We start from the raw sequence: 24,378 nt of genomic DNA, 5'->3' as shown, positions 1-24,378 counted from the left end.
GCTCTTATAGGGGCTGAGCAGGTCGAGAGTATGAGCAAACCCGCGTTTTTCCGACGCCAGATTTCCCATTTTGAGGCCGGAGGGGCGATTTTGCTTGGCTGTTTGCGGACGGCGGAAGATCAGGCGATGGCTTTCTTCAAGACCGGGGTTGAGACCGAACGGTTTTCCCAAGTGGGCGGAAGCAAACTTGCGGTGATGCGTAGCGTTGGCAATGGCGCGATTGCGCATTTGGAGAAAATTGATGCGGTTCCCACGCTGGCGGTGGACGAGCATCGCTATGAGCTGCCGACAATGGTGCCTGAGCTGGCGTTGTTTGAGGGGCTGAACTGCTTTCTGGCCGTCCGAAATGGCGAAAGCGCTGAGAGCACCCTGACGTGGCTGCAAATTCACGCCAAGAGCCAGAATTTGCAGGCCGCGCTGATCATCGACCGGGCTGTGCCAGGAGAAGATGAGGCATATCTTGAGGCGGTAGAGGCTGGGATTTCCAAAATAAGCGGTCTGAAGACTGTCGTGGTCTTGCGGGCTGATGTGCCGCTTGGGCAAATTGACCTGCCACCGGAGCAACACCCGTTTAATGCGCCCGATGCGCCAGGCAAAGACCGGATGGACGTCCCCGAGCCGGAGCCGTGGACTTCGCCTCTCGGAGAACTGCAGCTCTTTGAAATGATGCGGTATTGGTTTCTCGCCAAGGCGAGGGCTGTGGCGCTTTTGGATATTTCCGATGTGCTAAGTCAGGACAAAGGCGAAGGCGTCAAAGGCAAAACTGTTTTTGACAAGGCAGAAAAGTCGTCAACCGGGTCGATCAACCTTGTGGGAATGCACTGCTACCCTTGGCGCGTTCGCAATGACGATGAGGTCAGCTTTGGCGATCATATCTGTGTTCAGTTTGATGCGACCCAAGCCCGGCGACGCTGGTGTGTTGCACCGGCCAAGGCCAAGCCTGACGTCGTTTGGCGATTGATCCGCGTCGTCGGCACCCGCCCTGCGAAAGACGAGTGGGTCAAGTTTTTCCGCTTTATGGGATTGCGCCATCCAGCAGACACTGTTTCGAAAATTGTACCCAAGACATCGCTGATTGAAGATGATGAGCTTCGGAAGATGTCGCGGAAGCTGTTTGACCACAAAGCGCTGCGGATGCCCGAACTCGATACACCAGAGGTCAATCTCCAAAACAACGAAGTCGCAATCATCACCTGCATGAAAAACGAAGGGCCGTTCATTTTAGAATGGCTGGCATATCACCGTGCGATTGGGGTGAAACGGTTCATTGTTTACACCAACGACTGCAACGACGGCACAGACACGTTTTTGGATTTGTTGCAGGAGAAGGGCGTGGTGCAGCACCGTGACAACCCGTTCAAGGGCACCGGACTCAAACCGCAGCATGCGGCTCTGCAAGCTGGCGAAAAAGAACCGATCATAAAAGATGCTGATTGGGTGATTTCCATGGACGTGGATGAATTCATCAACGTCAAAACGGGCGATGGCACGCTCAAGGCGCTGTTTGAGACGGTGCCTGACGCGAACCTGATTTCCTGCACATGGCGGCTTTTTGGCAATTCCGACGTGCATGAATTTGCCGATGAGCCGTTGGTGGCGCAGTTTACGCGCTGCGCGCTTGAGCAGACTCGCAAGCCACATCAGGCCTGGGGGTTCAAGACGCTGTATCGCAACATTGGCCTGTTCAAGAAGTTGGGTGTGCACCGGCCCAAGGGGCTGAACCCTCAGCTTTGGTCGCACATCAATTGGGTGAACGGGTCCGGTGAGCCGCTGCCGCGCGATATGTACCGCAATGCCTGGCGGTCCACCACCTCGACGATTGGCTATGACCTCGTGCAGCTCAACCATTATGCCGTGCGCTCAGCCGAAAGCTTCTTGGTGAAACGTGATCGCGGACGTGTGAACCACGTCGATCGGGATCAAGGCATGGCCTATTGGTTCCGGATGAACAACAACGTGGATGAGGACACGTCGATCCAGCGTATGATTCCCGCAATGCAAGCGGAGATGGATCATTTGTTGGCTGATCCGGAAATTGCCGAGGCACATGCCTTTTCCGTTGACCGGCATAGGGCAAAAATTGACGCTCTTAAACAAACCTCAAACTATGCGCAGTTCTATGAAGACTTGACGAGTGCCCGTCAGGAACGCCTCGCCCAGATGCATCCGTATTTTGGGGCTAATGTGTTCCTTGCAGGGCCGGAAGTGATCCCTGACTGGGTCGTGGAACGTGATGATTTACCGGAAGATTTCTTCTTTACGGTGGAGAAGCAGGAGACGGCACACTAAGCATGTGTCACGGTTTGAAATTCGGAGACAATGCTCACGGGGTGGGCTAAACTGTTCTCAAATAAAGAACAAAAGGTGGGCGAGATGGCCGGGCTTCCTGAAATTGCATCGTTGTGGATCGGTGGGCGTCTGTCGTGGTTAGAACAGCTATGTCTAAAATCCTTCGCGGATATGGGGCATCACACGACGCTCTATAGCTACGAGGAAATTCCCAACATTCCCGAGGGCGTGCACGCGGCGGATGCGGCCGAGATTTTTCCGGGCGAACCGATGCACCGTCATGTGCGCACAGGAAGCCCCGCGATCCACGCCGATTTATGGCGGCTCAACATGTTGGCCAAGACCGATAAGATCTGGGTGGATGCCGATATTTATTGTTATCGGCCGTTCAAGTTTACGCGCAAGACCGTTTTCGGCTGGGAGAAAGAGGGTTTGGTGTGCAACGCCGTGTTGGGTCTGCCCAAGACCTCACGCGCACTTAAGGACATGCTTGAGTTCTTTGAAGATGAGTATGCGATTGGTCCGTGGTTGAAGCCGTGGCAGCAAAAGGAACTTCAGGCCGAGAAAGACGCGGGTAAGCCGGTGCATATGACCGCGCAGAACTGGGGCTTTACCGGACCGGCGGCGGTGACGTGGTTCCTGCAGCAGAGCGGTGAGATCAAATATGCTGAACCTGTTGAGGCCTTCTATCCCGTATCGTTCAAAGACAGGAACAAGATGTTCCAGAGCAAGTTCGATATCGAAAAAGACTGGCTGAATGAAGACACCAAGGCGGTGCATTTTTGGGCGCGCCGCATGAAGCCGCGTTTGCAGGAAGCAGAGAACAATCGCCCGCGTCGTGGCTCGTTCATGGACGAAGTGATGAAAAAGCATGGCATCGATCCCGATACCGCGCCGATCCCCGCCAAGAAGGTCACGCAGCAGGCGCCGGTAAATGATCCGGAATTCCGCGCCAAAATCGCAATTGAATCTCTCAAGGGTGAGGCCTCCGTGGAAAAAATTTCACGCGATTTCCTCGTGGATAAGCAGTTTATCAAGGACTGTCGCGCGAAGTTGATCCAAGCAGCGCCAAGTCTGTTTCAAGAGGATTAAGTGATGGATCACCACCCTCGCATTCTGGACAACTACCTACATACCAAGCATTTTTTGCAATTGGTGAACGTTCCGGTGTTCGGAAAGCCGTTCCTTTATATGAAAAACCACAAGGCCGCCTGTACGACGGTTTTGGCCACGTTGATGGACAATCTGATCAAGTTGCGCGGCGACGGTGGCGAAACCATCGACATGACAAGCGTGCACACTCCACCCAAGTCGCTTTTGTTGACCGGTCCACGAGGGCTGACCATGGCGCACGTGATGGAGGCATTGGCGGATCGGCAGGTCTTTAAATTCACTGTCGTGCGAGAACCGGTTGCGCGGACGGTGTCGTCGTTTTCAGACAAAATTGTCAAAGGTGAGAAACAGAAGGCCAAGTTGATGCGTCATCTGAATCGACCGGTTGATGACGAAATCACGCTGTCACAGTTTCTAGACATCATGGCCCATGACGAAGCCGCACGCGACATTGACCGACATTGGCGCAGCCAGCGAAAAGAAGTGTCTTACGACTTCATCAATTACGATTTTGTAGGCGATATGGCTGATCTGAACGGGGCGCTGGGTCTCGTTGTTAAAACGTTGTTTGACGTCGGTCAGCCTGTCGTTCAGGACACACGTCGCTCGCTGGGCCACAAGTCGGCCAGTGCTGAGATGATCGAGGCGATGACTCCGACAGATCGGCGTAACATCGAAACCGCTTTTGGCGAGGATTTCGATATGTATGAGGACGTGCGCCACCGGCTCGCGCGGGCTGCATAGTGACCAAAGAGCCAACACAACTTGAATGGCGCGGCAACCTTGAGAAAGTCGGAGCGGCCGAAGGGTTCTATGAGGCTCTTGGCGATGAGCATACTGCGCTGTTTGTTGAGCGTGGAAAAACGCTAATCGTGACGTTTGAAAATCTGGATCACGTTTATGAGCGGGGCGATGATCGGATGCCATGGGGCTATGATTTTGTCACGTCACGCGGTTGGTCGATGCTGGGCCTGATGGCGCACGACTGGACATGGTATCGCGACGATTCAGTGCATGATTTCTTTGATCGGCTGCGCGACGACGGGTTCTTTGAAGGCTTTGAAAAAGTGATCTTTTACGGCGCTTCGATGGGGGCTTATGCCGCGTCGGTGTTTTCAAGCGCCGCGCCGGGTGCGACGGTGATCTGTATTTCTCCACAGGCCACGCTGGATCGCGAGATCGCAAGCTGGGAAACGCGATATCGCAAGGCGTGGAAGCGCGATTTTCACAGTCGGTATGCCTATGGTCCAGAGATGGCCGCGACGGCCGAGGCAGTGCATGTGTTTTATGACCCGCGCGCGCCACTGGATGCCATGCATGCTGCGCTTTATCGCGGAGAAAATGTCACCAAGTACCGCTGCCGCTTTATGGGACACCGGATTGCATCGTTGTGGCTTTTGATGGGGGTTCTCAAACCGGTCATCGAAGGGTGCGTAGCGGGCACCATGACACAAACTGAGTTTTACACGCTTTTGCGGCGGCGTCGCGAAGTTGCGCGATATCAGAAAGAGATGCTGGCAGCGCTGGAAAAGTCCGATCGCCCTAAGCTGATCAAGCGGTATTGCACCGCTGTTTTGGCCCGGCGTGGCGCGCCGGTTTTCCGCAAAGCGTTGCGCGCTGCGGACGCACGCATAGCCAAGTTTAAGTCCTGATTACTTCCTAAGCAGCGTGTCACCAAAGCTGATTTTGGGGGTCAGCGTCACCGACTTTTCGGTGACATTATCATTGACGCTGGCAGCAATTATTTCTGCAGCTTTCACGCCAATTTCCCGGCGGCAGGCGTCCATGGTGGCCAATCGACGCGGCAGTCCTTGCAACAGCTCAACACCATTGAAACCAGCGAGGCCAATTTGCCCAGGAACGTCGATGCCTTTTTCCATGAGATAGAGCAAACCACCTGCACCGATCATGTCGTTGGAATAGTAGATGAAATCGATGTCCGGAGACCGCTCTAGCACTGCTTGGGTCATCTCGCGCCCTTTGGCGAGCGCTGACCCACCGGAATAGAACTCACGTTCCGCGACTTCGATGCCGGACTTTGCGAGCGTTTCGGTAAATCCTTCGAACCGCTTTCGTGCGCGGTGGTCCAGTGGCATTTTGGTGCCAAGGAAAGCAATCTTTTTGTATCCGGCCTCAAGGATGGAGGCCGCCATCACACGCCCTGCGCGGCGATGGGAAATCCCGACCATCGCATCCACGGCCTCTCCGTCGGCGTCCATAATCTCCACAACCGGAATTCCACTGGCGTTCATCATGGCGCGCGCTGCTTCGGTATGTTCCAAACCGGCGATAATCACGCCGGACGGGCGCCAAGACAGCATCTCATAAAGAACTTTTTCTTCTTTTTCAGGCAGGTAGTCAGTCACGCCGACAACGGGTTGCAATTCGGTGTCTTCCAGAACCTGACTAACACCCGCCAGCACCTCGGGGAAAACCATGTTTGACAGCGACGGGATGATGACCGCCACAAGATTGACTCGCTGGCTGGCAAGCGCGCCCGCAATTTTGTTCGGCACATATCCAAGTTCCTTGGCAGCGGACAGAACCTTTTCACGCGTAGTGGCAGAGACGTCGCCGCGATTGCGTAGCACTCGGCTTACGGTCATTTCTGAAACGCCGGAGGCCTCTGAGACATCGCGAAGGGTCAAAGAACGGTTGTTTTGAGTCATTTTTGTTTTCCCGCTGATCTGTTTGTGATGCTAGCGCGAACATCTCAGAGGGTTCAAGCGGTTAGGCCGCAGGCTCCGCAGGTTTCGCCACGCCGGCGTTGACGGCGAAGCTTTCTACGGGTTCGGATACATTGTGCAAAGAGACGGGGCCAAGTGGGATACAGTCGTCGCATTGGTCTGCCAAATCCTGAGACACGACAATGCGGTGGCCGACTTTTTTGCCGTAATCACCTAAGCGTGCCGCAACATTTGCAGGTTGTCCGATCACGGTAAAATCCAAACGTTCCAGAGAGCCGACATTGCCGTAGGTTACGCTGCCATGGCTGACACCAATGGAACACTCTATGCGCTGCGATCCCTCTTGGGACAACGCGTCTAATTGGGCAACAATGCCCTTGCAGGCTTCAATTGCGTTGATGCTGCCTTCGGTGCCTTTTTCATGGTCGGGGAATACGGCCAAAACGGCGTCTCCGATGAACTTTAGCACCTCTCCATCTGTGTCGTGGACAACCGCAGACACCGTGTCAAAGAAACCGTTCAATAGCTCGATGTAAGTCGCGCGCCCCAGTTTCTCTTCAAGGCTAGTTGAGCCGCGCAAATCGCAGAACATGATGGCAGCATCGATTTCATCCCCGTCGCCGCGCCGAATTTCACCGCCGAGAACCCGCGCTCCGGACCGCCGACCAACGTATGTTTCCAAAAGGGATTGGGCGTTTTCTTTCTGGGTGAAAACCTCAAAGAAACGACTGATGACGCTGGAAACTTCGAAGATAAGGCCAAGGTTGGCAGTGGTGAAGCCATCGGGATGGTCGCTGGTCAAGGTAAGCACGTTGACCTGCCCGTTGGAGAAAAACAGTGGCATGGCAACGTAATCCGTAGCCCCCTCATCCTTGAGGTCTTTCATGATTGGGAACTGCATCTTGTCGTCGGGCACGTCCAGCATTTGACGCACACCACCTAGTCCATTGGACACATGGTGAAGCGGCGAATTGATGAAGCTGCGATGCTCGAACAACTCATAAGACGGTGCGAGCGTGCGTATTTCGTCGGCATCGCGTGTCCAGATATAGTTTTTGCCGGCGATCATTGGGTGAAGTGACCAGATCATCGCGGACATTCGATAAAGTGCGATGCCACTTTCGATCATCTTTTCGCCCAAGGCGCGGATGAAATCCTCGGGGGTGGGCTCAAAGGCCGCGCCGCGCATAAGCCAATCGACCAGCGGACCGGAGATGTTGCCTGCAACCCCGGCGTCGAATTGCGCTTCGCCGAGGTCAACCTCTGTATAGCTTGAGGACAGAAAGCCGATAAAGCCATTGATGTCACGGCTTTCGGGCAGCGCGTCGTCATAGGACCAGACACCGTTCGTAATGGTTTCTGTGTCCAGAACCATGTTGCGGTATCGTGCTGTGCCTTTGAAGGGGCAAAAGGTTTTCAGATCCGTTTGATCAGACAAATCAACGGTGACGTCTTCCAGTGGAACATAGACTTGTGGCGTCAGGCGGGTTTCATACATCACCTTGGCGCGGGTGCTGTCCGCCAATACGATCCCATCGCGCAAGATCCGCACGCGACCTTTCACGGGTTCGATGTCGATGCCATAACCCGCCGCACTGTTAAATCGAGACCCTTCCATGGGGCTGCCCTCCGTATCCTGCTAGAAGTTATGTGTGGGCGATCGCGGCAAAATCCAAGGTTGCTGCTGTGTCAGATTTCCGTGACACTGCGGCAAGCCTTTAGATCACAAGACACGTATCACGTCCTTGTCGATGGCCAACATATAGCCTTTGCGCGCAATGTTTTTAACCAGAAGCTCGCTCACCATTTGATTGCCGAGACTGTCGCGTAGCCTTTTGATCCGGGTAGCACCCGCCGCCTCATCACAATCCGCCGTCGATTTTCCAGAGATCACAGCCTCGATCTCGATGCCGGAAATCACATCATCGTCCAACCGCGCCTCGGCCAGAACCGAAAGCGTCTCCATCGCTGCATCGGTGAGCTTAAAGCCCATGTTGTTGAGGTAGACGGTCTTTTCGTCCCGGCTGACGATCAAGGAATTCACCTGAATGCCTGCGCGTTCGATTTGCGCCATACGACGATTCATCATCACCAGCGCCACAAGAAAGACCAGTGCGGCAATCATCATCGCTGTTGCAAAGACCAAGAGCACAAGGATCACCATGCGGTAACTGGCCAGTGTATCGGCAAAGGCCGTGCCGGACTGGGCGAGAATTTCCAAGAGTTTGATTTCGGCCTGGCCCGTCAGCGTGTCGTTTTCCAAAAACAACTGCTCTACCCGTGCATTGAAGGCGTTGGCGTCCGGAAGCGCAACGACCAAAACAATCGTGCCCGCCAGAAGGATCGCAACGATCGCACCTATGCCAAAGCTAACCATGCGCCCACCGTTGCGGCGTAAGTCAGTAGAAGAGGTAGAATTGCCCTGCACTGGCTTCCTTTCCAGAAAGTTCGGTTTCGTCAAACACCGAGAGGACGTCTAGCAAAGTCCAGTCGTCCTTGGCGATGCGGTTTGCGACTTCTGTCCGTGCCGATGGCTTATCACAGCCAGACCGCAACGCGATCACACCGTAGTGCAGCCGCAAAGGGTTGTCCTTCTTAGCTTTGTAGTCGGCGTAACAGTCGGCAGCCCCAGCGGGAGATGCCAGTGCAAGTGCGACAGGGATCGCTAGCTTGCGAAGGGATTGTGAAAGCTGTGTCAACATGGTCAAACCCTGCGCCCAAACGGCCTGTTATTCAATAACCAGTGCTCGGATTGTCGCGGTTATCGCATAACAAACACCTGATATTGAGCGGTTTTCCAGAGTTGGGTCACGTTGGCGCATCACCGACGTTCAAAGCGTCACTCTATTGAGCAGACTCCAACAGGAAAGAAACGCCATGACCTCAAAACAGTTTATCGCCTCCATTCTCGGCCTTGCCATGACAGTAACAGGCATATCTGCAATGCCCGCTCGTGCGCTAAGCGACGATGATCTTGCCAAGATTCTGTTTGGCGCCACCGCTTTGGTCATCATTGGCAGCGCTGTCTCCCGCGGCAATGATCCCGAGCCCGTTGTCGTTACGCGGCCTCGGGATCCGCAGCCCCGGGACATTCTGCCGGATCGTCGCCCGGGGCGTCACATTCTGCCGCGCCGGTGTTCTAGGACCTTTACCCTTCGCGGGGGACGCAAGCTGCAAGCCTATGGGTCGGGATGTTTGGTGCAAGCCCGCGCCCGTACGCAACGGTTGCCTCAAGAATGTCATTTCAAGGCGATCAATCAATATGGGCGCAAGGTGACGGGGTACAAAACCCAATGCCTTAATAGCAAAGGGTTTGACGTCAGCTGGCGCTGAACCATCGGGCAGAAAGCCGGCATAGACCGGTATCCGAGGCCGGGGCACAGAAATGTGCCCCGGTTTGTTGTTGATCTGGGCGCTGCAAAATGGTTCTCAGGCGTCATGGATTATCCTGATTTTTCTCTCGAAGAGCTGGCGCTTTCAAGTGGGGCCACGCGTGTCGCCGGGGTTGACGAAGTAGGTCGCGGCCCTCTGGCTGGCCCGGTTACTGCGGCTGCCGTCATTCTCGATCCTGCGCGCATACCTGCCGGTTTGAATGATTCCAAAAAGCTTTCCGCCAAGAAACGTGAGGTGATTGCGCAAGACATTTGGGCAACCGCACAAGTGTCGGTCGCGCATGCAACGGTCGAGGAAATTGACGAGATCAATATCCTGCGCGCCAGCCATCTGGCGATGGAACGCGCTGTGGCGGCACTTGATCCTGCACCGGATTATTTGCTGATCGACGGCAATATGATCCCGCGCGGCTTGACGTTGACGTCAAAGGCGGTGGTCAAAGGAGATGGCAAATCAGTCTCGATTGCAGCGGCATCTATTGTGGCAAAAATCGCACGCGACGACATCATGATGGATTTGGCGCAACAGTTTCCAGGCTATGGATGGGACACAAACGCCGGATATCCATCAAAAAGCCACAAAGCGGCACTGCAAAACCTTGGTGTAACCCCACATCATAGACGTTCGTTCAAGCCGGTACACAATATCTTGTATCAAGGGTAAAAACTAAGTCGTTGATTCAAAAAAGAATTTGACGCCGAATCAGGATTGACTCATCCTAGAGGCAATCAACGAGCGCGACAAAACTGCGCCGTGTATGAGGCAGAAAATGAAAACGATGACCAAAGCGAAGAGCGCTCCTGCGCTCCCGATCAATAGCATTTTGTCTGGTGACTGCATCGAAGTGATGAACAGTTTGCCAGAGAATTCAATCGATCTGATCTTTGCAGATCCCCCCTATAACCTTCAGTTAAAGGGCGATCTTCATCGGCCTGACAACTCCAAGGTTGATGCGGTGGACGACGAATGGGATCAGTTCTCGAGCTTTGCGGCTTACGATAAGTTTACCCGAGCTTGGCTGAAGGCCGCGCGGCGTATCCTTAAGCCCAACGGCGCAATCTGGGTGATTGGCAGCTATCACAACGTATTCCGCATGGGTGCGGAACTGCAAAATCAGGGCTACTGGATCCTGAACGATGTGATTTGGCGCAAATCCAACCCGATGCCGAATTTCCGCGGAAAGCGGTTTACCAACGCCCACGAAACCATGATTTGGGCGTCGAAATCCGAAGGTGCGAAGTACACCTTCAATTATGAAGCGTTGAAAGCGCTCAACGAAGGCATTCAGATGCGCAGCGACTGGGTTCTGCCAATCTGTACCGGCCACGAGCGTCTGAAAGACGAAAACGGCGATAAGGCGCATCCGACGCAGAAGCCGGAAAGCCTGTTGCATCGCGTTTTGGTTGGTTCGACCAATCCTGGTGATGTCATCCTTGATCCGTTCTTTGGCACAGGCACCACAGGGGCCGTTGCCAAAATGCTGGGCCGCGAATTTATCGGCATCGAACGCGAAGAGGCCTATCGCAAGGTAGCCGAGAAGCGCATCAAAGATGTGCGCAAATTTGACCGAGAAGCGTTGCAGGTCACGGCGTCGAAGCGCGCCGAGCCGCGTGTTCCGTTTGGCCAGCTGGTCGAGCGTGGCATGTTGCGTCCGGGTGAAGAACTCTACTCGCTTAATGGCCGTCACAAGGCGAAAGTCCGTGCTGACGGCACTCTGATTGGGGACGACATAAAAGGGTCGATCCACCAGGTCGGAGCGCACCTGGAAGGGGCGCCAAGCTGTAACGGCTGGACCTATTGGTCGTTCAAAAAGGACGGCAAAAAGGTGCCCATCGATCTGCTGCGTCAGCAGATTCGGTCGGAAATGGCCGCACGTCCAAACTAAGAATACAGATCACTCAAGTGATACCGCCGGTGCCGCCGTCCAGAACGGTCGGGCAGGCACCATGACTTGCCCCGCCGTTCTAACGGCGGGGTTTTTTCTCGTTTGGGGGGTGTGATAGACCTAAGTCGCACCTATTTTGTGCAGCGGAGCAGGGAGAACCAGACAAAATGGCCCAGAACACCGCGACGGACGCGCGCAACGAGAAAGCTGTTGTGCTTGATCGGTTTGACGAGGACGGATTTCGAGACGACAGCTATACCGAGGCCGTGCTTGAGAAACACAAGCGCGAGGGTTTGGAGCTTGCCGTTGTCGCGCGTTGGGTCGCGATGGCTGTGGTTGGCGTTTTTTTGCTTTTTGTAGCGCCTTGGCCCGACGTCTTTTACTACGAGTTTATCCTACTACTGTTGTGTATCAACGGATGGTTGATCCGCAGAGTGGGCCGCGTCGGAAAATCGCGGACGGAGCTGTTTCTGATCTTTGTTGACCTATCTCTGATGGTTGTGGGCATGATTGGCCCTAATCCGATTGCCCACGCGGACTGGCCGCAGGCAATGCAATTTCAGTTCGGAAATTTCCAATACTTTTTCCTGATTTTGGCTGCTGGCACGCTGGCGTACTCTTGGCGGACTGTGATTGCGATTGGCACGTGGACTGGCGTTATGTGGGCGGCGGCCTTGGGGATTTCAATTTGGTTCACCGAGCCAATTCCGGGCATCAGTGAAGCAGTCAGCGGCGCGCTGCTCGACTTTCCGGGGCTGGCGGAGCAAGTGGATCCTAACCGCTTCAACGTTCAGGAACGCATTCAGGAAATCGTGATTTTTGTATTGGTCGCAATTGTGTTGGGTCTTGGCGTGCGGCGGTTCAACGCGCTGATGCGGTCAAATGCATCGCTTGAGCGGGAACGAACCAACCTGTCGCGCTATTTCTCACCGAATGTGGTCGAAGAACTAAGCCAGAATGACGAACCTCTCAAACAAATCCGAAGCCACGACATCGCAGTGTTGTTTGTGGATATCGTCAGTTTCACCGAGTTCGCCGCAACGCGCAAACCGGAGGAGGTTATCGACACCCTAAGGGATTTTCATGGTCTTATGGAGCGCGCGGTGTTTTCCCACGAAGGAACGTTGGACAAGTACCTTGGTGATGGGCTGATGGCGACGTTTGGCACGCCCAGTCCTTCGGATCATGACGCCCAGAATGCCATGAAATGCGTGCGTCAAATGATGGCGGACGTAGATGATTGGAACACCAAACGGATCGCCAAAGGGCAGCCGCCGTTGCGGGTTGGGTTTGGCGCGCACTATGGTCCGGCGGTTTTGGCTGACATCGGCGCGAACCGGCTTGAATTTGCCGTTGTAGGCAACACTGTAAATGTGGCCTCCCGGTTGGAAAGTATGACCCGGGGTTTAAATGCGCGTCTGGTGATCAGCGATGGCATGCGGGCCGAGGTTTTGGCGGAAGGCGGTGATGAATGTCTGGACGGCTTGCAGAAGTTCACCAATCAGGACATTCGCGGTGTGGCTGAAAAATTGACAGTCTGGGCATTTGAACGGCCGCTGGATCATAAGGTTTAATTTGAGAATTACCGCGGCATTGGGTTTTTGGCCTTGTTGTAGGCATGCCAATCGGTGATTTCCGGATAGTACATACCGCGCCATTTGCGAACGCGCGGGTTCATCACAACTTTCCACAGTGGCGGGATCATCGCCGCGATGGTCATGACCGGATAACCAAAGGGCAGCTGGGGCGCCTCTGCGTCCGTATAGTTTTGCAACAGAGGAAAGCGGCGGTCAGGTTTGTAATGGTGGTCCGAGTGACGTTGCAAATTGATCAACAGCCAGTTGGATACCTTGTGCGCGGCGTTCCAGCTATGATGTGGCTTAACGTGTTCGTATTTGCCTTCACCAAGATGTTTGCGGGTCAAGCCATAGTGCTCGACATAGTTCACGAGTTCCAGCTGCCAGATGGCGATGTAAGCTTGCCAAATGAACAACAGAACACCGACCCATCCGCCAATGATCAGAGCCAGAAGCAGCATCGCGGTTTGCAGCGCCCAATAGCGAACGAAGGGATTGGAGAGATCGGTCCATGGCAAATCCTTGCGGGCCAGCATCTCCTTTTCGGCACGAAAGGCGCTTTTGAAGCAATTGATAAGCACGCGCGGAAAGAAACGGTGAAAGCCTTCGTTATAGCGCGCAGTCACCGGGTCACGCGGTGTTCCAACGTAGCGGTGATGCACCAGCAGGTGTTCGGAGCGGAAGTGGGAATACAGCACCATCGCAAGCAAGACGTCACCCATCCAGCGTTCAGTGTTGTTCTTTTGATGCATCAACTCATGGCTGTAGTTGATGCCGATTGTGCCAGAAATCACCCCCATACCGAACATCAAACCAACCGTCGCCCCTACGGACAAGTGGTCGGTGTGGGTGACGAACCAAATTAGACCGAAAAGAGTGAAAAACTGCGCAAATGGCCAGATTTTGGTGACCAAACTGTAGAAATGCAGCTGGTCGTCGGTGGTCTCAAGATCCGCATTTTCTAGATTCAGACCTGCAATCGCATCAAGGCCGGCAAAGAGATACCAAGTTATGACCGGCACCAACAGGACCCACCAACCACCCAAATTGGCCGAGATCCAGATCAGCGGGATCAACAAAAGCGATATCCAGAACGGCAAAGCGCTGGTCACTTTGGCGACTTTCTGTGCAGGGATCATGAGCGTCTCCATCAAATTTGGGTGGAAGTATGAGCCGATATTAGGCGTGCTGCAACGGGTCTAGCTGTCCGGTACAAGGGCAAAGGCTTTGCGCATCGCTGTGGGCAGATCATTGGGCGTAAATGTTTCGCTTTCCACGAAAAAACCGCCCTGAGGTTGTCGGTCCATTGGCACAAGCGCGGTCTTAACCGTCAGGCGTAAGTGAAAATGTGTGAAGGTATGGCGGGCCTCGCCGTTGAGGGTTTTCCACTCGGCGCGAATGGGGGCCTTGTGGGCGGGGGCGGCCTGTTCAACCCATTCCGATCCGGGCCAGCCAAGCATACCGCCAAGAAGGCCACTCTCAGGGCGCCTCTCCAGTAAGAAGGCCCCGTCGATGCGTTTGGCGATGTACACCACGCCGTACCGAATTGGTTTGGGTTTTTTCGGTGTTTTCTTGGGAAGCTCGGTTGCAGTGCCGAGGTCACGCGCCTTGCACGGTGCGCGCCATGGGCAAATACCGCAAGCTGGATTGCGCGGTGTGCAAATCGTGGCGCCGAGGTCCATTACGGCCTGCGCATAGTCGCCCGGACGCTTGGCCGGAGTCAGCGCGGCCGCATGTTTGGTCAACTCGGGTTTTGCGGCGGGCAAAGGTGTGTGGACATCAAACATTCTCGCCATCACGCGTTCGACGTTGCCGTCGACCACAGTGGCAGGTCGGTCAAAGGCAATCGCTGACACCGCACCTGCAGTATATGGACCGACGCCGGGCAGGGTCAGCAGGTCATCGTAATCTGCCGGGAACTGGCCTTGCATCTCATTGGCAATCACGCGAGCGCATTTCAAGAGGTTTCGGGCACGGGCGTAGTACCCAAGGCCCGCCCATTCCGCCATAACGTCCTCGTCTGCCGCATCCGCCAGATCCTGAACGGTGGGCCAGCGAGCGGTGAACCGTTCAAAATAGTCTTTGACAGCGGCCACCGTGGTTTGCTGTAGCATGATTTCTGACAGCCAAACCCGATAGGGATCGGGTGAGATGCCGCCCGCTCGATCAGCGGGGCTAACGCGCCAAGGCATTGCGCGGGCATTACGATCGTACCACTCAAGCAAATCGGTGCTGTCTTGCTGGTCACGCAAGTTTTATCCCCCTTTAGGAACGGTTTCGCTGGCGCATGTGCGCGGGGCTACTAAAATAGCCAGCGATCCAAGGATGCAAGGCCGACCATGCGACGCGCCACAACCAAAGGCTTCAAACGCACGTCAACGTTGCTGCGGGACCGCATCCGCAGCGCGGGGGAAAGTCGTGGTTTTGCCGTGACGCGGGTGCTGACGCATTGGACGGAAATTGTTGGTGAAGACATGGCGGGTATCTGTCGCCCGGTAGATGTCAAATACGGGCGTCAGGGGTTTGGCGCGACATTGACCGTTCTGACCACAGGCGCGCAGGCGCCGATGTTGGAGATGCAAAAAGAAAAACTGCGCAACCGCGTGAATGCTGCCTATGGCTATAACGCGATTGCCCACCTGCGTATCACCCAAACAGCGGCCACGGGCTTCGCCGAAGGGCAGGCCCAGTTTGCGCCAGCCAAGAAAAAGACAGACGCACCCAAAGACCCTGAGGTGGTCAAGGAGGCGGCGCATGTCGCGTCCCCTGTTGGTGACCCGGATTTGCGACAGGCGCTTGCGCGGCTCGCAGAAAATGTACTCGATAAAAACAAACATACTAAGAAAGGTTTCTAGATGAAACGTATCCTCCCGCTTGTCGCGGTTGTGGTGCTTGCGGTGGCAGGCGGCGCTTACTGGTTAAATACCCAACAGGGGCCGGTTGCTGGGGTCACCCAGATTGAACCGGTGTCCTCAGACGGTGCTGATGTAGACACCTCTGGCGTGGTTGAAATGGTGATGGGCGCCGAAGACGCAAAAGTCACGATTATCGAATATGCGTCCTTCACTTGCCCACATTGTGCGTCTTTTCACAGCCAAGTTCTGAAGCCGCTGAAAGCGGAATTTGTGGATACCGGCAAAGTAAAATTCATCTTCCGTGATGTTTATTTTGACCGATTTGGCCTGTGGGCCAGCATGGTTGCCCGTTGCGGTGGTCAGGAAAAGTTTTTTGGCATTGCGGATATTCTAATGAGCACTCAGGCGGAATGGTCCCGCGCTGGTGATCCAACGGCTATCGCTGGTGCTCTGCGTAAAACCGGCCGTCTGGCGGGTTTGGATGACGATACCCTGCAAGCGTGTCTGCAAGACGAAGATAAGGCAAAAGCGCTTGTCGGTTGGTATCAGGAAAACGCCGCTGCTGACGACGTTAACGCGACGCCGACACTGATTATCGATGGCGAAAAGTATTCCAACATGAGCTATGCCGCTTTGAAGGAACTTATCGAAGAGAAACTGGCTGAGTAAGCTATAAGTCCCGGGTGGGGTTAGCTTTGCCCGGGAACAACGCGCTCCAGTAGCGCGTCTATTTCTGACCAGTCTTCCAATTCAAGTCTGACGGGCAATGTCAGAACGTCGTGACGCATGTCTTGTGGCAGGCGCACCGCGTCCTTTTCTGTCGTCACGAGTTGCGCGCCCAAACGCTTGGCGTCCATCGAGAGGCGCGTCAAAAGCTGACGCGAAAATGGCTGGTGATCGGCCATTGCCTCGCAGTGCAAAAGCGTCGCACCAAGCCCGCGCAAGGTGGCAAAGAACTTTTCAGGATGGCCAATCCCCGCAAACGCAAGAAACGGTGTTTGGGTCCAGTCCATACCTGTTGGCAGCGGATTTAGGGCGCCGCGCACATGGGGCCGCGAGATGGCGTGACCCCATGTGTCTGAAAATGCTTCTTGTGCAGCTGCGCTTCCGATCGACAATAGAACATCTGCGCGTGCAAGGCCGGCCGTTACCGTTTCGCGCAACGGTCCTGCGGGAATGCAGTGTCCGTTGCCAAAGCCGCGCTGGGCATCCACGACCACGATGGAGGCATCTTTGACAACAGACGGGTTCTGAAAACCATCGTCGAGCAAGATAATCTTAGCTCCGCCTTCCGCCGCCGCTTTGACGCCCGCGGCGCGGTTTTTGGCCACCCATGTGGGTGCAAAAGCGGCAAGCAACAGAGGTTCATCGCCGGTATGGTCCGCGCGATGAGTGCGCTCGTGAACTTCGACTGGTCCCTCCAAGCTTCCGCCATACCCACGCGAAACAACATGCGGAGAAAAGCCCTTGGATTGGAGGTGTTGAACAAGCGCGATGGTTGTCGGAGTTTTGCCGGTGCCACCGGCATTGATGTTGCCGATACAGATCACCGGAACCGGCGCGCGATAGGCATTTGATACCTGGGCGAGACGACGGCTGGTGGTCGCAGCATATAGCTTTCCAAGAGGGGCCAGCAACGTAGACTGCCAGCCCGGCGCGCTCGGCGGATTGCTCCAGAAGATAGGGGGTTTCAAGGCGCGGCCTCCTGTTCGTCTAATAATCTCTGGGCGTGGGCGACGATGGTATCGGTGACCTCTGCAGTTTGAGAAATTTCCTGCCAGCCCGCATGTGCCATAGTCGCCAGTTGATCAGGCGCGGCTAGTTGAATAAGGGCCGTGGCAAGGCTGTCGGCGTCCCGCACAATGCGCGCTGCGCCCGCATTGGCAAGGCGTGTGTAACTGTCCAGATGGTTGCGCACCGAGGGCCCATAAAGCACCGCAGAACCGAGCGCGGCGGGTTCCAAGGGATCGCGACCGCCGTGACCGGAAACCAGTGATGATCCCACAAAACTAACAGGTGCAATGCGGTACCAAAGCCCCAGTTCATGCGCCGATTCCGCGAGCACAACCTGTGTATCCCGTTGCGGGAATACACCATCATCCCAATAAGCCACGCGCCATTCTTGGTCGGTGATCTGGCGGTCAATTGCCGCGACTTGCGTCGGAGAGTCAGGCACCACCACCAGAAGCAGGCGATGTGAAAGACGCAACGCGGCTCTGTAAGCGGTCAAGACCGCAGGCATCTCTTCGGGTTGCACCCGAGCCGCCAACCAAACAGGCCTTCCGGCCAAAGTTTCGCGCAGATCTTCGAGATCGCTGACTACGCAACTCAAAGCTGGGGCCTCTTCGGTCAGTTCTCCGCTGGCTCGCACCTGTACGTTCTCCGGCAACATTGATCGGAGGCGGGACTCGCCCGCCGGCGTGTTTGCAAGAATGATAGAGAAACGCGCGAGTGTGGCCCGGATTGGTTCGGGGCCGACCCGCCAGCGTTTGTTTTCAAGCATCGGAGATCCGGGTTCCAAAAGCATCGCGGGCATGCGTTCAGAGCTTGCAACAATGAGGGCCGGTCGAAGCCATTTACCAAGCCAAATTAACAATTCCGGCTGCCAGTATTCAAGAAAATCCCGGATGTCTTCCGGGTTCTCGCCGGGGCACTTTTGCCAGATTGCACCTGCCGGCAGGCTATGCGCTGGCAAAGCATCGCCTGCCGTAGTGATTAGGACTTTTTGTGTGTCATCCCGCAAATGGGCCAACCGCAAACCCAGTTGAGCAAGGCTGCGGACACGAGCCGGATCTGAGCAGTGAAGCCAGATAAGCTCCCCTTTGGGACGTTCAGTTGTACTCGGTTTGAACCTGCGCGGCTGGCGGCGGGCAAATGCAAGATATGCTGTCAGCCCGAGTGAGCGCGGCATCGTCGGCTTTAACCGAGTTCTTCGGTGGAGGAAGCTTCGGTGGCTTCGTTGCGCAAGCGATGCAAGTGGGCGATGAAGTACCGCATATGGGCGTTGTCCACGGTGCGCTGTGCTTCAGCTTTCCATGCGTCATAAGCCGATTGGTAGTCAGGGAAAATGCCAACTACGTGGATGTCGTCCACATCTTTGAAAGCTGTTTTGGTCGGATCGATTAGTTCACCACCAAAAACAAGGTGCAAGCGTTGCGCCATCGTGGATCTCCTTTGAGAAGCTGGGTTCTTGGGCAAACTAATCGTGTTAGCTGCGGGCCTCAAGGGCAGACCTGTTTTGTGCCCCACAATCTGGTCTCTAAGCTACAGAGGATCAACGGGAGCAAGTGCATCGCATATCCGACGGTGCAACGGAGCGCCTCCGGCGACCACACCGTTCAACCGCGGGTCGGGTTTATTGAACACAAGTGGTTGCGCCATCCGGTCAGACACAGCTGCACCGGCCTCGCGCAGGATCAAGTCGCCGGCCGCAATGTCCCACTCCCATGTCGGGCGCAACGTCAGCATGGCGTCAAATCGCCCCTGCGCCACCAGCGCCAGCCTGTAAGCCAGCGACGGACGGTAGCCGAGGTTGAAAGCCGGTGCCTTGTCGCGCCAAAAGTCTGAATGCATGACGGGCCGAGCAGCCAACACGCTTGCATCGGTCATTTTTTCTTGATCCGTGGCAGTGATCGGCACACCGTTCATTGTCGCGCCGCTGCCAAGTGCGGCTGCATAGATTTTGTCGCGCATCGGCAGATAAACAACGGCGGCAGTGACCTGGCCGTGTTCAGCAATCGCAAGCGAATGCGCCCATGTACTGGAGCCATCAATAAAGCTGCGGGTACCGTCGATAGGATCGATGATAAAAGCCCGCTCGGCGTCTTGGCGTTCTGGTCCGTCGCTGCTTTCTTCGCTGAGCCAGCCATAGTCGGGGCGCTCGCCACGCAGCGTGGCTTCCAGCATATTGTTCACAGCGAGGTCGGCCTCGGTTACCGGGCCAGCGCCGTCTGGTTTGTGCCAGGTTTCGGCTTTGGGTCCAGTGAAGCGCATGGCGATACGACCGGCCTCTTGTGCGGCATCTAGTAGGAGTTGAAGATCACGCGCCGGCAAGGGTGAGTCCTTCGATCAACAATGAAGGGACAGGCCGCGACAGATGCAAACGTGCATCGTTTGCAGGGATCAGAGAGCGCATCATCTCGTGGAGATTTCCGGCGATGGTGCATTCGTTGACCGCAAAAGTGATTTCGCCGTTCTCGACCCAGAAACCGGACGCACCACGAGAGTAGTCGCCGGTATTTGGGTTGATGGTAGAGCCGATCATCGAGGTGACCAAAAGGCCTGTGCCCATGTCTTTCAACAACTCGGCGCGGGTCTTGTCGCCTTGGGACATTGACACGTTAAAGTTGGAAGGTGAGGGCGGGCCGGACACGCCACGCGCAGCGTTGCCAGTGGATGTCATGCCAAGCTTGCGGGCATTGGCGAGATCCAGCGTCCAACCTGTCAGCACGCCGTTCTCGAAGATGGCGCGACGACGTGTGGGTAGGCCCTCGGCGTCAAAAACGCGAGAGCCGGTGACGCGCGGCCGATGGGGTTCTTCGATCACCGATATAGTCGCAGGCAAAACCTGTTCGCCAAGTTTCTCGCGCAACCACCCGGAGCCGCGCGCCACAGTGGCGCCGTTTGCGGCGGCCAGAAGGTGGCCAAGCAGAGAGCTCGAGATGCGCTCATCAAACAGAACCGGAAATGTACCGGTTTGCGGCTGACGAGCGTTCAGGCGATCGACGGCCCGTTGACCGGCGGATTGGCCTATTTCGGCGGCCGTGCGCAGGTCGGTTTGAAACACTCGACTGTCGCCATCATAGTCACGTTCCATCGCGTCGCCCGTGCCGGTGATGGCCGTGCAATAGGTGCCACGGCTTGTGCGGCGATAGCCGCCGGAAAATCCGTTGCTGGCCGCCAGCCAGACATCGTTGGCGGAATAGCCTGCGGTTGCAGATTGAACCTGTGTGACTCCGTCCACAGCCAACGCAGCGGCTTCGCTTGCGAGGGCGTCTTGTTGAAGCGCGGCGGGATCCGGTTCCGCAGAGGGGTCTGCAAGTTGCAACGCATCAGAGTCACAGTTTGTGGCAAGCTGATCGGCGTCCGCGAGGCCGACATAGGGGTCCTCGGGTGCCTCTTTTGCCATGGCCACCGCACGTTCCGCCATCTCACGGATGGCGTCAGGGCGGGCGTCGGAAATCGATACGTTGGCTTGCCGTTTCCCGACCAGAACCCGCAGACCCAGATCCAGACCTTCGGAGCGTTCTGCTTGCTCCAGCGCGCCGGCGCGCACTTCGATGGAAAGAGACGTGCCAGACACAACGATGGCGTCGCTGGCATCGGCGCCTGCGGCGCGGGCTGCGTCCAAAAGCTGTTGGGTCAGGGCTTTGGGGGTGTCTGCCATCGTGTCCTCACTGGGTGTTTGAACTGAGTTAGACCGCGCGGGCTTACAGCGCAAGTCGCCACCAAAATGGAGACTGCAAAATGCAGCCTCTCATAGGGTTTTGCGTTTGCCAGTTGGTGAACTTATTTTAGCCGCTGGCCGTTGGCCAGAACGTGACCTTGATCGTTCACTTCAATGCGCGAGGTCAGTTGGTCTTCGCCCTGTGGCACAGTAAACATGCCCAACATCATACGCACCGGCATGGCTTGTTCCGCAGGCAAAAGGCCCATTGTGACCAGGCTGTCCAACAATCCGTTGATACCGTTGATTTTTAGATCAACGGCCCCCTCGGGCCGCGGGAAACCGTCAAAGGAAACCATGTCGGAATTGTCAAAGGTAAAGCTTCCTGTACCGGAGATGTCGGCGCCTGCAGCGCTTAGCATAAGGGCATCGATGGACACCGCGTTCACTTCACCGGGAATGTCCGATATGTCTTCGTCCAGTGAGACAAGGTCCTCAAACAAGGTGGCGCGGCCAGACAAGTCAACCAACAATGATGCCGCATCACGCGGCAACACCGCACCCGGATCAAACATGTTCCACAAGAAGTCGGACAGGCTGATATCGTTGAATTTAAGGCTTAGGCCAAAGTCCTGCGCCTCTTCGGACGCCTTGAGCGGCACATTGAGATCGTATCCCAACTCGCCAAAGGACACATCGATTGGCAGTGGCACATCCGGCGCCATGACAGTTGTCTCTATATCGGCAATCTCGCCGCTATAAGACATCAGCTCGTCGTTCATTTCGATATCGCTTGCGCCTGCACCAGTCGTGAGATTGATCTGACCGGGGCCGTCTTCGTCCTCAAAAGCAGCGGCCAAAGCAGCACTTTGCATGGTGTAGCTGGACAACAGGCTTAGGTCTTCACCAAACATCGCGGAGGGACTTCCTGCGAAGCTGCCAAAAGGCAGGGTGCCTTCGGATCGTCCTTGAAGACCAACCAAGGCCATTGTGAGGTCAATATTGCCACCGGAGTCGGGATCGATGCCTTTGACCATAATGCTCAGCTTCTCTGCGGTTATCGCATCCTTGCTGAAGAAGTTCTCGCCAATTGAGACGTGTTGGGTGCCTGCCAAATTGGCCACCGCGACCTCGCCATCGAGATCGTCGACTTGCATGCCATCAACCATCAAGTCCTGCAATGTCAGGGCAATATTGACCGCGCCGTAGGTGTAAACAATCTCTTCGGGTGATCCGGAGGCCACAGTTGTCAACCCCTGGTGAGACATCACAAGCGTGGCGGCCACATCTTCGTCACCATCATCAAAGGCAAAGCTGATCGGTAGATTGTTGGACACCGAGACGGAGACGGTTCCGTCACCGTTTTCCACAAACGACAATTCCCGCATAGTCAGGGAGGTTTGGCCATCGTCTTCGGGCATCGCCATGCGCATCTCGACGTCCTTGACCACCAGAACGCCGCTTCCGGCTTCTTCTGACGCGGTCAGATCATAGCCGGCTTCTTTCATGTAAGCTTGCCAATTGGTCCAGACGTCCTGAGCCGTAACATCGGCCAGCGCTGGCCCGCACAATAGCGCCAGTCCTGCAGTGCTGGCAAGCATTCGATGGCCTGGAAAAATACGCATGGTGAATGATCCTCGATAAATATGACCTTCCAAAGGTCTGCTGAACGCGGGCGATCGTCAAGGCGAAAGGCTGGACGATCGCTTGCTGGCACAGTAGCACTTGGACGCAACAGAATGCAGGAGAACGATATGTCTGATGTATCCGGAAAAACAGTGATGATCACAGGCGCGAGTCGCGGCATTGGCGAGAGTGCAGCGCGGGTGTTTGCTGCGGCGGGCGCCAATGTTGTGTTGACCGCGCGCGGGGGCGACGCGATCGAGGCGATTGCGGCCGACATCGGCGCTCAGGCGATGGCGGTTACCTGCGATGTGGCTGATTATGCGCAAGTCGAGGCCGCTGTTGCTGCGGCTGTGGCCAAGTTTGGTAGCTTGGATATCCTGATCAACAACGCAGGTGTGGTGGAGCCAATTTCCCATTTGGATCAATCAGATCCAGCCGAATGGGGGCAGGTGATCGACATCAATCTCAAAGGCGTTTACCACGGTTTGCGGGCTGTAATGCCATTGATGGAAAAGGCTGGCGGCGGCTCGATTTTGACTATCAGCTCGGGCGCGGCACATGGACCGGTTGAGGCCTGGAGCCACTATTGTGCCTCCAAGGCGGCGGTCAACATGTTGACCCAGTGTGTGCACAAGGAAGCAGGCGATAAAGGCATCCGTGCGATTGGCCTGAGCCCCGGCACGGTGGCCACGCAAATGCAGCGTGAGATCAAAGCAAGCGGCATTAATCCGGTTAGCAAACTGGAGTGGACAGACCACGTGCCACCGGAATGGCCGGCAAAGTGCTTGCTTTGGATGTGTTCAGCTGAGGCCGATGGCTGGTTGGGCGACGAGATTTCCCTGCGCGATGAAGACATTCGCCGCAAGGTTGGCCTCATATGATCGATCTGATCAAGGAGCCTTCGGGGCTGTGGGTGGTGACCATCAACCGCCCCGATAAGGCGAACTCGCTGACCCTTGCGATGCTGACTGAATTGGCAGAAATTGCCGAGAGTGCACAAGCGGCCCGTGTGTTGGTAATCACTGGAACAGGCAAGATTTTTTCGGCCGGCGCCGATTTGGAGGAGGCCCGGGCGGGCCTCGCCATCAGCGAGGTCTGGGAGCGGCTGTCAGGTGCCATTGCAAGCTTGCCGGGACTGACGATCGCGGCGCTTAACGGCACACTTGCTGGGGGTGCGATGGGCATGGCGCTGGCGTGTGACATCCGTTTGTCGGTGCCTGAGGCAAAGTTTTTCTATCCAGTGATGAAGCTTGGGTTCCTGCCACAGCCGTCGGATCCGGCCCGTATGGCAGCGCTGATTGGTCCGGCGCGGGCAAAGCTGATCCTGATGGGTGGTCAGAAAGTCACGGCGAGCGACGCGCTCTCGTTTGGACTGGTAGACCGGCTGGTAGACCGCGATCAGTTGCTTGCTGAGGCCCGCGCTATTGCGGAACACACCCTTGCGGCCAAACCCGAGATCGCGGCGGGTATCAAGGCACTGTGCGACGGGCAGTAGGCTGACGACGTTTTCAGAGCACGGTTAACCAATGGCAAAGTCACAGCGAATCAGTATTCGGCAATGCGTCTG

At 55.9% G+C, this 24,378-nt stretch carries 24 protein-coding genes; 12 read left to right on the top strand and 12 right to left on the bottom strand.

Going from position 1 to position 24,378, the window contains the following annotated elements; genetic code table 11:
• Nucleotides 1-30 precede the first annotated feature (30 nt).
• From SHIM_RS13190 to SHIM_RS13175, 4 genes are all read left to right on the top strand, one after another.
• Nucleotides 31-2,289, top strand: a complete 2,259-nt coding sequence (locus tag SHIM_RS13190; protein ID WP_082358391.1) for a glycosyltransferase family 2 protein — start codon at nucleotides 31-33, stop codon at nucleotides 2,287-2,289.
• Between the two features lie 84 nt (nucleotides 2,290-2,373).
• Nucleotides 2,374-3,381: a hypothetical protein gene (locus SHIM_RS13185; RefSeq protein ID WP_193749921.1), complete on the top strand. Its 1,008-nt coding sequence runs from the start codon at nucleotides 2,374-2,376 to the stop codon at nucleotides 3,379-3,381.
• A 3-nt stretch (nucleotides 3,382-3,384) separates the two neighbouring features.
• Complete coding sequence (locus SHIM_RS13180) at nucleotides 3,385-4,146, top strand: sulfotransferase family 2 domain-containing protein (protein ID WP_054003132.1); 762 nt, start codon at nucleotides 3,385-3,387, stop codon at nucleotides 4,144-4,146.
• Complete coding sequence (locus SHIM_RS13175) at nucleotides 4,146-5,054, top strand: hypothetical protein (RefSeq protein ID WP_054003131.1); 909 nt, start codon at nucleotides 4,146-4,148, stop codon at nucleotides 5,052-5,054. The genes SHIM_RS13180 and SHIM_RS13175 overlap by 1 nt, the downstream gene beginning before the upstream one ends.
• Here SHIM_RS13175 and SHIM_RS13170 read toward each other — a convergent pair whose 3' ends face one another.
• The 4 genes from SHIM_RS13170 to SHIM_RS13155 form a co-directional block, all read right to left on the bottom strand.
• Nucleotides 5,055-6,071, bottom strand: a complete 1,017-nt coding sequence (locus tag SHIM_RS13170; RefSeq protein ID WP_054003130.1) for a LacI family DNA-binding transcriptional regulator — start codon at nucleotides 6,069-6,071, stop codon at nucleotides 5,055-5,057.
• A 61-nt stretch (nucleotides 6,072-6,132) separates the two neighbouring features.
• Nucleotides 6,133-7,707 (bottom strand): DUF427 domain-containing protein, encoded by a 1,575-nt coding sequence (locus SHIM_RS13165; protein WP_054003129.1) that lies wholly within the window; start codon nucleotides 7,705-7,707, stop codon nucleotides 6,133-6,135.
• Nucleotides 7,708-7,812: 105 nt separating this feature from the next.
• A complete protein-coding gene (locus SHIM_RS13160) occupies nucleotides 7,813-8,466 on the bottom strand; it encodes a histidine kinase (RefSeq protein WP_054003128.1) in 654 nt (217 codons plus the stop codon).
• 22 nt (nucleotides 8,467-8,488) lie between these two features.
• The gene (locus SHIM_RS13155; protein ID WP_054003127.1) at nucleotides 8,489-8,791 is read right to left on the bottom strand and encodes a hypothetical protein; all 303 of its coding nucleotides are present in this window, start codon (nucleotides 8,789-8,791) and stop codon (nucleotides 8,489-8,491) included.
• A 175-nt stretch (nucleotides 8,792-8,966) separates the two neighbouring features.
• Here SHIM_RS13155 and SHIM_RS13150 point away from each other — a divergent pair, with 175 nt between their 5' ends.
• The 4 genes from SHIM_RS13150 to SHIM_RS13135 all read left to right on the top strand — a co-directional run bounded on the left by SHIM_RS13150 (nucleotide 8,967) and on the right by SHIM_RS13135 (nucleotide 12,941).
• Nucleotides 8,967-9,422, top strand: coding sequence for a hypothetical protein (locus SHIM_RS13150; protein WP_054003126.1), 456 nt, complete (start codon nucleotides 8,967-8,969; stop codon nucleotides 9,420-9,422).
• Nucleotides 9,423-9,527: 105 nt separating this feature from the next.
• Nucleotides 9,528-10,145, top strand: a complete 618-nt coding sequence (locus tag SHIM_RS13145; protein ID WP_054003199.1) for a ribonuclease HII — start codon at nucleotides 9,528-9,530, stop codon at nucleotides 10,143-10,145.
• Between the two features lie 106 nt (nucleotides 10,146-10,251).
• Nucleotides 10,252-11,367 carry a site-specific DNA-methyltransferase gene (locus SHIM_RS13140; RefSeq protein WP_054003125.1) on the top strand — a complete coding sequence of 372 codons (1,116 nt, stop codon included), beginning with the start codon at nucleotides 10,252-10,254 and terminating at the stop codon, nucleotides 11,365-11,367.
• Between the two features lie 167 nt (nucleotides 11,368-11,534).
• On the top strand, nucleotides 11,535-12,941 hold the full coding sequence (locus SHIM_RS13135; protein WP_054003124.1) for an adenylate/guanylate cyclase domain-containing protein: 1,407 nt from the start codon (nucleotides 11,535-11,537) through the stop codon (nucleotides 12,939-12,941).
• A gap of 8 nt (nucleotides 12,942-12,949) precedes the next feature.
• Here SHIM_RS13135 and SHIM_RS13130 read toward each other — a convergent pair whose 3' ends face one another.
• Both SHIM_RS13130 and mutY read right to left on the bottom strand, forming a co-directional pair.
• Nucleotides 12,950-14,083 carry an alkane 1-monooxygenase gene (locus tag SHIM_RS13130; RefSeq protein ID WP_054003198.1) on the bottom strand — a complete coding sequence of 378 codons (1,134 nt, stop codon included), beginning with the start codon at nucleotides 14,081-14,083 and terminating at the stop codon, nucleotides 12,950-12,952.
• 60 nt (nucleotides 14,084-14,143) lie between these two features.
• Nucleotides 14,144-15,196 carry an A/G-specific adenine glycosylase gene (mutY, locus tag SHIM_RS13125; RefSeq protein ID WP_054003123.1) on the bottom strand — a complete coding sequence of 351 codons (1,053 nt, stop codon included), beginning with the start codon at nucleotides 15,194-15,196 and terminating at the stop codon, nucleotides 14,144-14,146.
• A gap of 87 nt (nucleotides 15,197-15,283) precedes the next feature.
• Here mutY and SHIM_RS13120 point away from each other — a divergent pair, with 87 nt between their 5' ends.
• Nucleotides 15,284-15,799, top strand: a complete 516-nt coding sequence (locus SHIM_RS13120; RefSeq protein WP_054003122.1) for a DUF721 domain-containing protein — start codon at nucleotides 15,284-15,286, stop codon at nucleotides 15,797-15,799.
• On the top strand, nucleotides 15,800-16,468 hold the full coding sequence (locus SHIM_RS13115) for a DsbA family protein (RefSeq protein ID WP_054003121.1): 669 nt from the start codon (nucleotides 15,800-15,802) through the stop codon (nucleotides 16,466-16,468).
• Between the two features lie 20 nt (nucleotides 16,469-16,488).
• Here the strand turns inward: SHIM_RS13115 and lpxK are convergent, their stop codons facing one another.
• The 6 genes from lpxK to SHIM_RS13085 all read right to left on the bottom strand — a co-directional run bounded on the left by lpxK (nucleotide 16,489) and on the right by SHIM_RS13085 (nucleotide 22,810).
• On the bottom strand, nucleotides 16,489-17,493 hold the full coding sequence (lpxK, locus tag SHIM_RS13110; protein ID WP_054003120.1) for a tetraacyldisaccharide 4'-kinase: 1,005 nt from the start codon (nucleotides 17,491-17,493) through the stop codon (nucleotides 16,489-16,491).
• Nucleotides 17,490-18,710, bottom strand: coding sequence for a 3-deoxy-D-manno-octulosonic acid transferase (locus SHIM_RS13105; RefSeq protein WP_054003119.1), 1,221 nt, complete (start codon nucleotides 18,708-18,710; stop codon nucleotides 17,490-17,492). The genes lpxK and SHIM_RS13105 overlap by 4 nt, the downstream gene beginning before the upstream one ends.
• An 8-nt stretch (nucleotides 18,711-18,718) precedes the next feature.
• Complete coding sequence (locus tag SHIM_RS13100; RefSeq protein ID WP_054003118.1) at nucleotides 18,719-18,961, bottom strand: DUF4170 domain-containing protein; 243 nt, start codon at nucleotides 18,959-18,961, stop codon at nucleotides 18,719-18,721.
• Between the two features lie 102 nt (nucleotides 18,962-19,063).
• A complete protein-coding gene (locus tag SHIM_RS13095) occupies nucleotides 19,064-19,852 on the bottom strand; it encodes a 3'(2'),5'-bisphosphate nucleotidase CysQ (protein WP_054003117.1) in 789 nt (262 codons plus the stop codon).
• Nucleotides 19,839-21,185 carry a TldD/PmbA family protein gene (locus SHIM_RS13090; RefSeq protein ID WP_054003116.1) on the bottom strand — a complete coding sequence of 449 codons (1,347 nt, stop codon included), beginning with the start codon at nucleotides 21,183-21,185 and terminating at the stop codon, nucleotides 19,839-19,841. Before SHIM_RS13090 ends, SHIM_RS13095 begins: the two co-directional genes overlap by 14 nt.
• Nucleotides 21,186-21,307: 122 nt before the next feature.
• On the bottom strand, nucleotides 21,308-22,810 hold the full coding sequence (locus SHIM_RS13085) for a DUF2125 domain-containing protein (protein WP_082358390.1): 1,503 nt from the start codon (nucleotides 22,808-22,810) through the stop codon (nucleotides 21,308-21,310).
• Between the two features lie 129 nt (nucleotides 22,811-22,939).
• Between SHIM_RS13085 and SHIM_RS13080 the strand changes: the two genes are divergently transcribed.
• A complete protein-coding gene (locus SHIM_RS13080) occupies nucleotides 22,940-23,692 on the top strand; it encodes an SDR family oxidoreductase (protein WP_054003197.1) in 753 nt (250 codons plus the stop codon).
• A complete protein-coding gene (locus tag SHIM_RS13075; RefSeq protein WP_054003114.1) occupies nucleotides 23,689-24,306 on the top strand; it encodes an enoyl-CoA hydratase/isomerase family protein in 618 nt (205 codons plus the stop codon). The genes SHIM_RS13080 and SHIM_RS13075 overlap by 4 nt, the downstream gene beginning before the upstream one ends.
• Nucleotides 24,307-24,378: the final 72 nt, after the last annotated feature.

The sequence above is a fragment of the Shimia sp. SK013 genome (assembly GCF_001292625.1).
Taxonomy (GTDB): domain Bacteria; phylum Pseudomonadota; class Alphaproteobacteria; order Rhodobacterales; family Rhodobacteraceae; genus Shimia.
The sequence above is the reverse complement of the archived record's forward strand: the minus strand, read 5'-3'. Positions and strand labels throughout refer to the sequence as shown.

Coding starts and splice junctions, on each gene's coding strand:
- SHIM_RS13190 (WP_082358391.1), top strand. CDS start 31: ATGAGCAAACCCGCGTTTTTCCGACGCCAGATTTCCCATTTTGAGGCC.
- SHIM_RS13185 (WP_193749921.1), top strand. CDS start 2,374: ATGGCCGGGCTTCCTGAAATTGCATCGTTGTGGATCGGTGGGCGTCTG.
- SHIM_RS13180 (WP_054003132.1), top strand. CDS start 3,385: ATGGATCACCACCCTCGCATTCTGGACAACTACCTACATACCAAGCAT.
- SHIM_RS13170 (WP_054003130.1), bottom strand. CDS start 6,071: ATGACTCAAAACAACCGTTCTTTGACCCTTCGCGATGTCTCAGAGGCC.
- SHIM_RS13165 (WP_054003129.1), bottom strand. CDS start 7,707: ATGGAAGGGTCTCGATTTAACAGTGCGGCGGGTTATGGCATCGACATC.
- SHIM_RS13160 (WP_054003128.1), bottom strand. CDS start 8,466: ATGGTTAGCTTTGGCATAGGTGCGATCGTTGCGATCCTTCTGGCGGGC.
- SHIM_RS13155 (WP_054003127.1), bottom strand. CDS start 8,791: ATGTTGACACAGCTTTCACAATCCCTTCGCAAGCTAGCGATCCCTGTC.
- SHIM_RS13150 (WP_054003126.1), top strand. CDS start 8,967: ATGACCTCAAAACAGTTTATCGCCTCCATTCTCGGCCTTGCCATGACA.
- SHIM_RS13145 (WP_054003199.1), top strand. CDS start 9,528: ATGGATTATCCTGATTTTTCTCTCGAAGAGCTGGCGCTTTCAAGTGGG.
- SHIM_RS13140 (WP_054003125.1), top strand. CDS start 10,252: ATGAAAACGATGACCAAAGCGAAGAGCGCTCCTGCGCTCCCGATCAAT.
- SHIM_RS13135 (WP_054003124.1), top strand. CDS start 11,535: ATGGCCCAGAACACCGCGACGGACGCGCGCAACGAGAAAGCTGTTGTG.
- SHIM_RS13130 (WP_054003198.1), bottom strand. CDS start 14,083: ATGATCCCTGCACAGAAAGTCGCCAAAGTGACCAGCGCTTTGCCGTTC.
- SHIM_RS13120 (WP_054003122.1), top strand. CDS start 15,284: ATGCGACGCGCCACAACCAAAGGCTTCAAACGCACGTCAACGTTGCTG.
- SHIM_RS13115 (WP_054003121.1), top strand. CDS start 15,800: ATGAAACGTATCCTCCCGCTTGTCGCGGTTGTGGTGCTTGCGGTGGCA.
- SHIM_RS13105 (WP_054003119.1), bottom strand. CDS start 18,710: ATGCCGCGCTCACTCGGGCTGACAGCATATCTTGCATTTGCCCGCCGC.
- SHIM_RS13100 (WP_054003118.1), bottom strand. CDS start 18,961: ATGGCGCAACGCTTGCACCTTGTTTTTGGTGGTGAACTAATCGATCCG.
- SHIM_RS13090 (WP_054003116.1), bottom strand. CDS start 21,185: ATGGCAGACACCCCCAAAGCCCTGACCCAACAGCTTTTGGACGCAGCC.
- SHIM_RS13085 (WP_082358390.1), bottom strand. CDS start 22,810: ATGCGTATTTTTCCAGGCCATCGAATGCTTGCCAGCACTGCAGGACTG.
- SHIM_RS13080 (WP_054003197.1), top strand. CDS start 22,940: ATGTCTGATGTATCCGGAAAAACAGTGATGATCACAGGCGCGAGTCGC.
- SHIM_RS13075 (WP_054003114.1), top strand. CDS start 23,689: ATGATCGATCTGATCAAGGAGCCTTCGGGGCTGTGGGTGGTGACCATC.